12 protein-coding genes are annotated in these 10,725 nt (G+C 67.2%); 8 read left to right on the top strand and 4 right to left on the bottom strand.

Going from position 1 to position 10,725, the window contains the following annotated elements; genetic code table 11:
• Nucleotides 1-411: 411 nt before the first annotated feature.
• Nucleotides 412-768 carry a hypothetical protein gene (locus tag CRP29_RS22040; RefSeq protein ID WP_097197225.1) on the bottom strand — a complete coding sequence of 119 codons (357 nt, stop codon included), beginning with the start codon at nt 766-768 and terminating at the stop codon, nt 412-414.
• A gap of 516 nt (nt 769-1,284) precedes the next feature.
• Between CRP29_RS22040 and CRP29_RS22035 the strand changes: the two genes are divergently transcribed.
• Nucleotides 1,285-1,542 (top strand): hypothetical protein, encoded by a 258-nt coding sequence (locus tag CRP29_RS22035; RefSeq protein ID WP_097197224.1) that lies wholly within the window; start codon nt 1,285-1,287, stop codon nt 1,540-1,542.
• Between the two features lie 140 nt (nt 1,543-1,682).
• Entirely contained in the window at nt 1,683-1,943 is a 261-nt protein-coding gene (locus CRP29_RS22030; protein ID WP_097197223.1) for a hypothetical protein, read from the top strand.
• Nucleotides 1,944-1,963: 20 nt separating this feature from the next.
• On the opposite strand, the gene CRP29_RS22490 is transcribed toward CRP29_RS22030, so the two are convergent.
• Nucleotides 1,964-2,179, bottom strand: coding sequence for a hypothetical protein (locus CRP29_RS22490; RefSeq protein ID WP_141437203.1), 216 nt, complete (start codon nt 2,177-2,179; stop codon nt 1,964-1,966).
• A 240-nt stretch (nt 2,180-2,419) separates the two neighbouring features.
• Between CRP29_RS22490 and CRP29_RS22950 the strand changes: the two genes are divergently transcribed.
• The 3 genes from CRP29_RS22950 to CRP29_RS22020 are packed head-to-tail and all read left to right on the top strand — an operon-like array spanning nt 2,420 to nt 3,180.
• Nucleotides 2,420-2,590, top strand: coding sequence for a hypothetical protein (locus CRP29_RS22950; RefSeq protein ID WP_176523093.1), 171 nt, complete (start codon nt 2,420-2,422; stop codon nt 2,588-2,590).
• Between the two features lie 16 nt (nt 2,591-2,606).
• Entirely contained in the window at nt 2,607-2,921 is a 315-nt protein-coding gene (locus tag CRP29_RS22025; RefSeq protein WP_097197222.1) for a hypothetical protein, read from the top strand.
• A gap of 40 nt (nt 2,922-2,961) precedes the next feature.
• Nucleotides 2,962-3,180, top strand: a complete 219-nt coding sequence (locus CRP29_RS22020; RefSeq protein WP_097197221.1) for a hypothetical protein — start codon at nt 2,962-2,964, stop codon at nt 3,178-3,180.
• 202 nt (nt 3,181-3,382) lie between these two features.
• Here the strand turns inward: CRP29_RS22020 and CRP29_RS22015 are convergent, their stop codons facing one another.
• The gene (locus tag CRP29_RS22015) at nt 3,383-4,636 is read right to left on the bottom strand and encodes a hypothetical protein (RefSeq protein ID WP_141437202.1); all 1,254 of its coding nucleotides are present in this window, start codon (nt 4,634-4,636) and stop codon (nt 3,383-3,385) included.
• A gap of 617 nt (nt 4,637-5,253) precedes the next feature.
• Here CRP29_RS22015 and CRP29_RS22010 point away from each other — a divergent pair.
• Complete coding sequence (locus tag CRP29_RS22010; protein ID WP_097197219.1) at nt 5,254-5,475, top strand: hypothetical protein; 222 nt, start codon at nt 5,254-5,256, stop codon at nt 5,473-5,475.
• 108 nt (nt 5,476-5,583) lie between these two features.
• On the opposite strand, the gene CRP29_RS22005 is transcribed toward CRP29_RS22010, so the two are convergent.
• Entirely contained in the window at nt 5,584-6,729 is a 1,146-nt protein-coding gene (locus tag CRP29_RS22005) for a DUF4062 domain-containing protein (protein WP_097197218.1), read from the bottom strand.
• 589 nt (nt 6,730-7,318) lie between these two features.
• Between CRP29_RS22005 and CRP29_RS22000 the strand changes: the two genes are divergently transcribed.
• Together CRP29_RS22000 and CRP29_RS22485 are read left to right on the top strand one after the other, a co-directional pair.
• Nucleotides 7,319-8,478 (top strand): IS3 family transposase gene (locus tag CRP29_RS22000; RefSeq protein WP_245853186.1). Its coding sequence is split into 2 segments (ribosomal slippage): nt 7,319-7,589 and nt 7,589-8,478, totalling 1,161 coding nucleotides; the frame shifts between segments, so codons are not numbered across the junction.
• A 788-nt stretch (nt 8,479-9,266) separates the two neighbouring features.
• Nucleotides 9,267-10,562, top strand: coding sequence for a lytic transglycosylase domain-containing protein (locus CRP29_RS22485; RefSeq protein ID WP_176523092.1), 1,296 nt, complete (start codon nt 9,267-9,269; stop codon nt 10,560-10,562).
• Nucleotides 10,563-10,725 lie beyond the last annotated feature (163 nt).

Genomic DNA, 10,725 nt, shown 5'->3' with positions numbered 1-10,725 from the left:
AGGATCGCGACGGGCAGCAAGACGTCGAGCCTCGCCGGTGACGCCCGCGAGCGCTCCGCCGTCGGCGACGGAGCGCAACTATTACCGCAGATGCAAGACGTGTGTGGCCTCGTGATCTTGTACATCGCCGTGGGTCGATCGCGACGAGGGCCCTATTGCTCGAGCAGCCGCCGGTCCCCGGCGCGGCGCCTGAAAAACCCTAGGCAGATGCCGCCGAGCAGCGCCAGGATGCCGACAGTCAGAACGACGCTCGGCTGGAGGTACGCGGTCCAGCTGTCACCTCCCGTGGTTGGGCTCTGCGGAGTCACGTTCGGGCCCTCACGGTGGCCACGCCTCCGAGGTAGGACATGCCCGGCGTCCGGCTGCTCCTGCATGACGGCAGTCCTCCGGAGGCAGGCGCCGAGGAGCCGCTTACGGGGTGGCCGAGTACTTCGCGTCGAGCTGCTGCAGCACTCGCTCAGCGAGGACTGCAGCTCCTTCCATGCCGGGCGCGGAGCGGTAGGTCAGAGCGGCGGTGCAGTCCCGCACGATCTGCCGGTCGCGAGCACAATCCGCAAGAACAGCCTTGGGGCCCGCGGCCTGGATCAGCTCTAGCTCGTGGTCGCCCAGATGGCCGGCGTTCCTTCCGTATGACCGGTCCGGGGTATCGCTGTCCAGCCACGTGAAGAACGGGAAGACCCTCGGGTTCGCGTAGTCGTCCTTGACCGTGGCGCGCTCCTCACGCTCGACGATGCGGGCGAGGAGGAGGTCGCAATCGGTGGCGGTCATGCGCACATCCTGGCGGTGACGAGGTATCGGCGGGTGAAGGCCGCGGCGCTGTCCTTACCTCGCCCGCCGTAGAACGGAGTTCAGTCCAGGGTGCGCAGATCATCGGCCGGATACCAGTGCCGCTCCGCGCCGTCGAAGACGGTTCCCTCGTACAGGGTGGCCAGCTCGAGCCAGCTGTCGTTCTGCGAGTGCTGCCGGGCCCATAACCACCCGGTCAGCCGCGGGCGCTGCGTGTGCGCGACGGGCCGCGGTGGGTCAATCCAAGTGGCGCTGGCGGAGCCAGCGCTGCCTGGATCTCCGACCGCAGCGCCTCATCGGGCTTCGGGGTCCATGCGGTGACGACGGCAGGATTGAGCGACCTCGCGGGGCAGGGCTAGTGCCCAACGATGCGCGGCCCCGCGACAGCGTCCATAGGTGTTCCGACGCCTCGGCCGAGGCGATTGCTCAACGCCCCGTAGGGCCTCACAGAGCGCCGACGCGCTACGAGAATGACGCCTGGGTGGCAGGCTCGGGCTCATGAGCGATGACCTCTTCGAGCCGGACACCCAGCGCGCCATCTCGGAGCTGTTGACCCTGGGGGCCACCCACGGGATCGGGGTCACCTTCACTCCCGACGACGAGGGGTGGACCGTCGGCTACATGGTTGGCCACGGGGGCGGCAACCTGGTCGCCGGCTACGACCTCGGTGAGGCCGTGCGGGCTGCGCTGCGCCCACTCGACCAGCTGGGCAACGAGCGCGAGCGGGCCCGTCAGGAGCGCAGCCAGCCGCGCTGACGTCGGGCGTAGCTGGCCCGCGCCCCACCACCCAGGAGGAGGTACCGCACCCGCCGAACGGAACGTCGTCCGACGACGCGACACAAGCATCACCCGCTCCCTACGGTGCCCCCACCCATTCACCGATCGAGGAGCCACTGATGGCCACCATCCTGGCGCATGAGCTGTTCACCGCCACCGATAGCAGCGCTCACAAGGAACACCCCCGCGGCACGTACCTCGAGGGCTCCATGCGGGACGTCACGCACGCCCAGGCCGGTGATGATGACCGGACCCTGTGCGGTCGCCGCGCCTATCGGGGGCCGGACGGCACCGTCTGGCCGGCGCGGCATTTCACCACCGGAACGGCGGAACTGTGCCCGGTGTGCGCCGCTCAGGTGGCCGCCGCCCTGGCGGCCTGACGACGGCGAGGGGGCCGTGGTTATGCCACGGTCCCCTCGCCGGACGCCAGCGCGCGCAGCTCACCGACGACGACGTCCCGCATCAGCGCCGGCCACTGATCGGCCAGCGCGAGCGCCACTAGTCGGCCCAGCATCACGTCGAACGCCTGCAATGCCGCCGGGGTGCTCTGGAAGCTGAATGTCGTGGCGGCCAGCGTCCCCTCAGTCTCACGCGGCGAAGGGCAAGCTGAGCTCATGACTGGTCAGGACACCGTTCAGTGCCCCCATTGCCTAGCTGACGCTGTGGTGCTCGAACGCTCGACCGTGAACGCCGCTTTCAACCAAAGAGAGGGCGACGTTCTGAGGCTCGCGTGTCCGGTCGATGGGGAGCTGAGCGGGCTTCCACTCAAGGCGGCGCGACGGGATGGCTGGCCCGGCTGACCGCGCCACCTCTGTGCAGTAGGCCGCAACAGCGCTTGCTGCCTAGGCTGCTGCTCATGGCCAATCCCACACCGGAGCTCGACGGTGAGCCGTTTCCCGAGCCCTACCCGCAGTCGACTGGCTTCGGGCCGATGGACTCCGACGACGCGAAGGAGTGGCGGAAGGCCAAGGCCAAGTGGGAGAAGGAGCACGGACCGCCGCGCCCGCTACGCCCCCTCCCCGTCTGAGCCCTAAAGAGCGCGCGTGAAGTGGGCGGACTTCCTCGAGCAACGAGCTGACGAGTTGATAGCGCGCGCCAACGCGCTAGGGCTGCAGTCGCTGGTGCCCGGCAACAGTGCGGCTGGGGCCGAGGCCCAGGAGCTGGCGACTCGCGCGCACCGGCTCCGCGGGGTGGTGGCAGACCACAGCGACCTCGTCATGATCGTCGCAGGGGACGAGCGCGCCGAGGTGCCGCCCCGCTGCCGGCGCTGCCGCTCTGCTGATCCGTGCGAGGTGGCCCAGAAGGCGCTGGCCGACTTCCGTCAGCACCCTGACCACAACTCGACCTGGACGGCCTAGCGCCCCTTCAGCGCCATCCGACTCTCGCTAGGCTGGTCGGGTGGCTCTGGTCGGCGTGATTCTCTCCGTGTTCGGGGCGGCGGTCGTCATGGCGGAGTACGTGATCCGGTGGCGGACGACGACCGTGACGATCGACGGTGGCCGGCCGGACACGGATTTCGCTGCGGAGGAGCTCAGGGCGAAGCGGCGCGCACTGGCTTGGACGGCAGGCCCAGCGCTAGTCCTCGTGGGTGCCTCCCTGAGCGCGTTGGCTCTCTAGGCCCCCTCATCCCCCCTTGCCGTTGAGAGTCAGCTCGCTACGCCTGTCGGGGGCCGCGTCAGCGGGAGCTGGCGAAGAAGGCGCTAACGACCTGGCTCTCTAGGCGGGATCGGAAGCTAGGGCTCGTTGCAGTGGTGCCGGGCGGCAACGAGCTCTAGGGAGACTCCCTCCACGTTATAGGTGGTGGCTCCCCGAAAAGTGGCTACGAAAGTCGCCTGTCGATCTCGTAGAGGTAGAAGAGGTCGTGGCGCTTCAGTGATTCGCTCTCCTCTCGACTGCTGACCACTCCGGACACTGCAGCTTGTGCTGCTGCGATCCCCGCTGGTGCCGCGCTGGCAGCCGCCGTGACCCAAGCGCTCAGATCTGCAAGAGATGTAGCTCCCAGGGCGAGTGCTGACCCCGCCAGCCCCTTGATCAACGGCTCAACGGAGACGCCAAGGTGCCGCCCGACCTCCCGCACGAGTCCGTGATCGGCAAGTTGTTCTCTTAGATCCGCGATGGCGGGTTGCACCTCGGTGACATAGAGATGGTCGATATCGGCTGGCAGGTCGCTATCGAACGGCCCAACGCGCAGCCTCGTCGCCATGTCAGCGACCGATCTTCGATACCGGGAAAGCGGGTCCTGGAGGTCCCTTCGAAGGTCCAGCACTTCCCCTAGCGGCGCTTCGTCGAAGGCGGGCAGGCGCGCTATCAGTCCACTCCCTACCGCCGCTTCCCCGGCATTGGCTATGGTTAGACGATTGGGCTCAACCCGCCCTCCGTTAATCATGGACCGAACGAGGGATCCAGTGAGCTCGTCAAGTAGGAGGTGCACTCTAGGGTTTTGGATCAGCTCACGAAGCTTCTCCATATATCGCGCCACGAAGGCGTCGGTATCGCCATCCCCAACAATCGGTGTCGACAGGCGCAGTAAGCCAGCCTCCATGGCTAGCGTCAACTCGTCGGCGCCTGAGTCGAGAGTCATCTGGTCCGCGACTCCGCGAAACTGCTCCAGGGCCGTCGCTAATGCGTTCTGAGCCTGGTTGGTCGCGTCCCGTACTTCGTCCGGTATCGACTGACCCGTCAAGCTCGATACGGCGTCGAGGGCCTCGGGCGTCATATTGCCGAAAAGCTGCAGTGCCTGCCGCCACTGTGGCAATGAGATCGGCTCTACGCCAAGTCGCGTTAGAGTCAAATCGTCGAGCGAGGACAGCAGTGCGACGACGTCTTGCTTGGAGCCGTTGCCGAGCGCGACTACGTTGCCGATCATCTCGACGCCGGGGCTGATGAGTTCTACCTCGTCGGCGTAAAGGACAGCTGACCGGACAAGCCGAAGGTCGTTGGCGAGCGTGACCGACGCGTCGCTCGATTGAGGTGCCGTTGCGATGGCGAGCCGCAGCTTGGCTGGCGGCGGTTGGTAAGGCTTCCGAGTAGCCGTCCGGTTCGGCTGTCGCTTGCGTCTTCCACCGCTAGGCATGAGAGAAGTGTCCCCGTCGCCACCGACGCAGGTAGCCAGCGCCACGCGCCGGCCAGTGCGCCTAGCCAGGGCGCGCGACCGCTGGCCGGGAGCGTCCCGGTAGCCAGAGCCGCCAGGACGCAGTTGGGCTTGACCGGGCCGCACCCACGGGCAGGGCGTCGCATGGCCCTGGTCTGTCTCGTAGCCTCAGGTCAGGTTCGATGGCGAACCGGCGGTCGCCACGACTCGTCCGTGTGCGCGAGTCAGACGAGCTCGAGTCGCGGGCTAACTTGACTCGGCGCGGAACCCGAGCCGCTGCCGTTTCGCGGTCGGCGTGGAAGCGAACGGCGCTCCCGGGGTAGACGGACACCCGATCAAGCGATTAATCATCCCGGTCAGGCATCGTTTACTCATCAAGAACGTACTGAGACGGGCGGTTGCACCCAACGTGGGCCAACGTCATCCCCGCTGGTCAGAAGCATCTTTCGTCAACTGTCAGGCATGATCAGCTATCGAATATCAAATCGCAGGCTCCCTCGCGCAAGCGCGGCTCTGGGTTGAGCCGTTTCGGTGCAGCCCCGACATCGAGTCCGTGCAGGCCTGCGGCACCGAGAACTCGTCGGAAGGTCACTAGGTCCATGCCCAAGAACTGCAGCGGCGTCCTCCCTCTGCGTCTTAGAGCCGTAGTGCTGCTGGTAGCCATGGAGGACCTCAAGCTTAAACCGTACGGGAATCCCGCCCAGCGACTTGCCTTTGAGCAGAAACGCATCGGCAACTACCGCCGCATCCTCGACCGCCTGCACGGTCGGCGGCTCATTAAGTACATTGCGACATCCCGCCGCGCGGTGCTCTCCCGGTAGGCGTCGAAGCGGTCGAGCTGTTGTTGCCCAAATTGGCGGCGGCGTTGATTGCCGTCTTCAGGCTCTTATCGCCCTCCTGGGCGGCTTGAGCGGGCTCGGGCCGGTGCATCACAGCCCCAGTACGGTGCCGTCGATCGACACGGATGCTGGGTCAGGCTTGTTCACGTAGACCTGCGGCGGCGTCCAGATTGCCCGCAGGCGGCGCGCGCCCTGGCGTGAAGGGCCGAGGGCGAAAGAGTCGATTCTCGATGCGGCCTGCTCGGTGAGCAGGCGCTCGGAGAACAGCACTCGCGCCACGGGCCGCAGAACGCTGTCGTCCAGGCCCAATCCCCGCAGCTGTGCCAGCGGATCGATCGGCCGCGCGAGCCAACCCATTTGTTGGCTGAGCATCGAGGTGCCGAAAAGCCCATCGGACAGCGCCCGACGGACCACCTCGTCGGCCGAAACGCCGTTGATGGACGCGCGCATGTTAGACGCCCGCTGCTGCTGCGCGACCATTGTCAAGCGCTCCTCGTGTCCGATAGTCGAGACGGTCCTCGTCGACAACTCCGCGATCTGCACGGGCAGTGCGGTGTGAGCCGAGGCGAACGGGACACTGCCGGCGCGGTTGTCCCGCAGGCGCACCAGCTCCGCATGGAGCGCGTCGCTACGCACTGCGGCCGCGAGCGAGATTGTCCTCCCGTCGTTGATGATCTCGCGGGCACGGAACAGCGTCCTGCCCACGCGCACCCACGGTGCCAACTCCTCAGCCGCAAGCTCCTCCAGACGTCGCCGCACCCGTCGACCGAGGTCCGCCGGGTTACTCCAAGGGCTTGTCGTGTACAGGTTGCGGGCGCTCTGAATCAGATCGCGCTGAGAACCGTCCATCTCGCCCGCGGTCTCACCGTGTACGAAGAGGCACAACCGCAACCCGCTCCGCTCCGCCTCCAAGAACTCAGCATGGGTCGCCGAGTACCCGTCGGGCATCCGCACGCCGTAGCGCGAGCCCCACATCCCCACGTAGACCTCGGAGCTGCGAACACCCGAGAGGTAGGCCTGCTCCGCCGATATGTCCTGCGCTCCGAGATCTTCGAACATCACCGCAGTGGCCCCGACCGCCTCGATCGCTGCCCGCACGGCGGCGCGCTCGTCGGGCATGTCGGTGATGAGGCTGGAAACGAACACCCGCCGGCCGCTCGCCCAGGCCCTGACATCCTTGTCGGAGGCGGCCTGGGACGCCGAGCGCTGGTCGAGCAGCAGTGACGCGTCATCCATGACCGCAGTCCATCACGGACATGGCCAGACGCCGAGCGCACACGTCAACCGCAGGGTCTAGGGGCGAGCGCGCCAGCCCGCTGCCGGTATTCCTGCATCCGGCAAAGCTCCATCGGCCACCGTTTCGGGCCGTGAGCCGCGCTAACGATTGGCGTTTCCGGTTGCAGTCTTGGTTGCAGTTGGTCCACTTCGATCTTGGTTCAGGGTCGTTCGCCGTTGTCCGGCGAAGCGGTGAACCCCCTGCTCAGCAAGCCTTTTCGGATATCGGCGGACATCGGCGAACGCCGTCAGGTCGGCCTGGCAGTGTGGGAGGAGCGACAGGCGCGCAGAAGTTCTGCCGTCTTCCGATGCCGAGCGCGCAGGACGCGGGCACTGCGCAAGGTGACAGCCCCATCCCAGCCGAGTGTTGCCCGTGGGGAGGCGTGGGCTTTCGCCGGACGAGCAGCGGAGGTCGACTCGACGGGCCCTCGTTTGTCGGCGGATCCCCCCGGCCGCTCGGAGTCCCATGCCGGCGAGCGGTCTAGGGGATTGCTGCGCCTTCAGTTGACGCTCGTTCTGCGGGATCTTGTCCCGCGGGAAGGATGTCGCTGTGCCCAAGAAGTTCCCCCCGGAGTTCAAGCGTGACGTCGTTCGGGTCGCTCGCCGCGGTGATCTGAGCCAGGCCGAGGTTGCTGCCGACTTCGACATCTCGGTCGAGTCGGTGCGCCGCTGGGTGCACCAGGCCGACATTGATGACGGGGTCGTCGATGGCCAGACCAGCGCCGAGCAGAGCGAGCTCGTCCAGTTCCGCCGGGAGAAGCGGCGGCTGGAGATGGAGAACGAGATCCTGCGCCGAGCGGCGGCTTACTTCGCCGCCGGCAGCCTCCCAAAATGACGTACCCGCTGGTCCAAGAGCTCGCCGCCGAGAAGATCCCCGTCGCGGTGACCTGCCGGGTGCTCGGCTTCTCCACGCAGGCCTTCTACAAGTGGCAGGCCTGCCCGGTCAGCCAGCGCGACCTCGCCGACGCCTACCTCACCAACGCGCTCATCGACGCCCACGGCGATGACCCGGAGTTCGGCTACCGGTTCCTCGCCGACGAGGTCGCCGGCGCCGGGCTGGTCGCCGGTGAGCGGCGCATCTGGCGGCTGTGCTCGGCGCAGAAGCTGTGGTCGACCACGGTGCGCAAGGGCCGGCGAGGCGCGGGCAAGAGCCCTGGCCCGGCGGTGCACGACGACCACGTGCAGCGGAACTTCACCGCGCCGGCCCCTGACCGGGTCTGGCTGACCGACATCACCGAGCACCCGACCGCGGAGGGAAAGCTGTACTGCTGCGCGATCAAGGACCTGTTCAGCAACCGCATCGTCGGCTATGCCCTCGATGAGCGGATGACTGCCCAGTTGGCCGTCACCGCCCTGCGCACCGCCGTTGCGCGGCGGCGGCCGAACGGTGTGGTGGTGGTTCACAGCGACCGCGGCTCGCAGTCCCGAGCAAGATCATTCCGGGCCGTGCTGACCGCTGCCGGCCTGCAGGGATTGATGGGCCGGGTCGCTTCCGCGGGTGACAACGCCGCCATGGAGTCCTGGCACGCCCTGCTGCAGAAGAACGTCCTCGATCGCCGCCGCTGGCGCACCCGAGACGAACTGCACCAGGCCATCGTGTTCTGGACCGAGCACACCTACAACCGCCGCCGGCGCCAGCGAGCCCTCGGCAAGCTGACTCCGGTCGAGTTCGAACTCGCCCTCACCACTCAGGCCGCAGTCGCGGCATGATCAGTCCCAACCGCCGTCAACCGAAGCTGCAGCAGTCCCGGTCCTCCGAAGCCTCATATCGACCCGCAAGTCGGGCGCGGTACTGGAGGGGCCTGTGAGTCGCAGGACCTGCTGCCCCTGGTTAGCGGTTGCGCTGTGTCTGCGCTCAGTGGCACTGTGCAACCGGGTTACTGGCCGAATTGGTTCCGACAGCTGTGGGCGGCCCCTCACCTCGTGAAGGCGGTACACGTGCGGAAGATCTTTCACTCACCGCCCACGAAGAGCCCTGAGTTGGCATGAGCCGCGAAGCGTCGAAGGAAGACCCGGCGTCTGCTACGACACCGGGGCAGGCCATACCGGCGCGTTCGAACAACCGCGCCGCGAGTCGCACGTCCACAGAGGACGCACTGAGCCCTGAGCGTCACCGTGGGCTTATGGGGGCCGGCGGGCGACACGGTCGCGTCACAACCTCCGCCGCGTCGAAGCTGGCCCGACGAGAAGCCTCGGTTCCCCGCGGCGGTCAGCAGGCGCCCCTCGGGCGCCCGCTGCAGCGATCGAAGAGGGCGGTGCTCGCGGCCGTGATCGGAGCTTTCGCAGTCGGAGTCGCACCAGAATCGCCAGCCCCGGCCCCTGCGGCCCTAGGTGCTGAGGCTGCGGCGACGGGGTCGACGCGCATTCCCGACGACGAGATGTCCGAGCGATACGCCTGGACTGGTGGTCCGTTAGCACCCATCTTTGGCCCAATCGGCGACGGCGTTCCAAGTTTCAGTCTGACCACCCCCTCAGCGGCTCTGGCCACGCCGACGGACGTGGTGCAGAGCATCCGCTCGCAGGAAAGCGGTACCTACCGTTCAGTCGATGGAATTCCCGCCGTCGCGCTCGATGCCTATCGGCGGGCGGCTGAATCCGCTCCGACCGGCTGCGGCCTGGACTGGGAACTACTGGCTGCCATCGGCCGCATCGAGTCGAACCACGGCCGCTTCGGCGGCTCGTCCCTCGACCCGGAAGGGCACACGACCAGGCCGATCCTGGGTCTCAGGTTGGACGGCCGCGCGACCGCCCGCATCGCCGACACCGACGCCGGACGACTCGACGGGGACACCGAGTTCGACCGAGCCGTTGGCCCAATGCAATTCATCCCCGCCACGTGGGCCGTCTACGGTCGAGACGGGAACGCCGACGGCCGCAGCGACCCGCAGAACATCTACGACACAGCTGCTGCTGCGGCGGCCTACCTGTGTGCCGCTGGCGGAGACCTGTCGAGTGAGGCGGGACGCAAGCGTGCCGTCTTCGCCTACAACAATTCGAGCCAGTACGTAGCGGACGTTCTTGCTCTCGCCGAGCGATATGCCGGCCAGAATTCGCAAGTTCTAGCGGTCGTCTCGGCGGAGGTTCAGCCCGCGCCCGTTCTTCCGATTGGCCCGACAGGTCCTGTTGTCGATGCGCCGTTGCCGCTCGCGGCCGCGCCACTGGTCGCGCCAGTCGGACCCGCGTCCCTGCTGGTCATTCCCGGTTCGTCGACGCAGCCGAGCAGTTCGGTATCGCCACCTACCGGCAACCCGGAACCGCCCGCGCCGACGCCGCCTGCTACTCCTCGGCCCGCTGCACCCGAGCCGTCGACTCCGACGCCACCTGAGCCGTCGACCCCGACCCCGACGACCCCCTCGAGTCCGATGCCCACGTTGCAAGTGCCATCGACGCCGACACCGACACCGACACCTGCGCCGACTCCGACGCCGGGGACGCCGGAGCCATCGAATCCGACGCCAGCGTTGCCATGCCTTACTGAGCTCTCCGCCAATCTGCCAGTCGCCATTGGTCTCCGTGGCGCTAGTGATGACGAGGGGCTGATGGCCGCCTTGGTCGAGCGACTTCAGGTAGCTGCCATCCAGTTTCATCGTCTTGAGGGTGAGGTGCCGACTCGCTCTGGCGTCTTCTATCCAGTGGGTGGGCAGTCACAAGCCATTGCGCTGGCAGAGCTGCTGCATATCGATCCGGTGTACGTGAGCGAGGCCGCGGCATCGCAGGAAGTTGCCATCACGCTGGCCCAAGCCGACACCGCCGAGATGCTTGCAGCGCTCAGTCGGACGGCGTCCTGCCAGTAACTGGCCAACGGGAAGTCAGTGTGCGGTCCTTATAGGGCCTGCCGTGCCTCCTGATAGCGCCACGGCGACGTAGTTCCAGGCCCGGCGGCAGCAGGGTGGCTGCGAGAGGATTGGCCCGCCAGCGCGGGCCCCGCAAGCCGATCATCGTTCGGGGGCTCCCGTG

The organism is Blastococcus aggregatus, from assembly GCF_900221005.1.
Lineage (GTDB): Bacteria > Actinomycetota > Actinomycetes > Mycobacteriales > Geodermatophilaceae > Blastococcus > Blastococcus aggregatus.
This window is presented reverse-complemented; position numbering and strand designations above follow the sequence as displayed.

Excerpts from the sequence above, each read along its gene's own strand:
- CRP29_RS22040 (WP_097197225.1), bottom strand. The coding sequence starts at position 768 with ATGACCGCCACCGATTGCGACCTCCTCCTCGCCCGCATCGTCGAGCGT.
- CRP29_RS22035 (WP_097197224.1), top strand. The coding sequence starts at position 1,285 with ATGAGCGATGACCTCTTCGAGCCGGACACCCAGCGCGCCATCTCGGAG.
- CRP29_RS22030 (WP_097197223.1), top strand. The coding sequence starts at position 1,683 with ATGGCCACCATCCTGGCGCATGAGCTGTTCACCGCCACCGATAGCAGC.
- CRP29_RS22490 (WP_141437203.1), bottom strand. The coding sequence starts at position 2,179 with ATGAGCTCAGCTTGCCCTTCGCCGCGTGAGACTGAGGGGACGCTGGCC.
- CRP29_RS22950 (WP_176523093.1), top strand. The coding sequence starts at position 2,420 with ATGGCCAATCCCACACCGGAGCTCGACGGTGAGCCGTTTCCCGAGCCC.
- CRP29_RS22015 (WP_141437202.1), bottom strand. The coding sequence starts at position 4,636 with ATGCCTAGCGGTGGAAGACGCAAGCGACAGCCGAACCGGACGGCTACT.
- CRP29_RS22010 (WP_097197219.1), top strand. The coding sequence starts at position 5,254 with ATGCCCAAGAACTGCAGCGGCGTCCTCCCTCTGCGTCTTAGAGCCGTA.
- CRP29_RS22005 (WP_097197218.1), bottom strand. The coding sequence starts at position 6,729 with ATGGATGACGCGTCACTGCTGCTCGACCAGCGCTCGGCGTCCCAGGCC.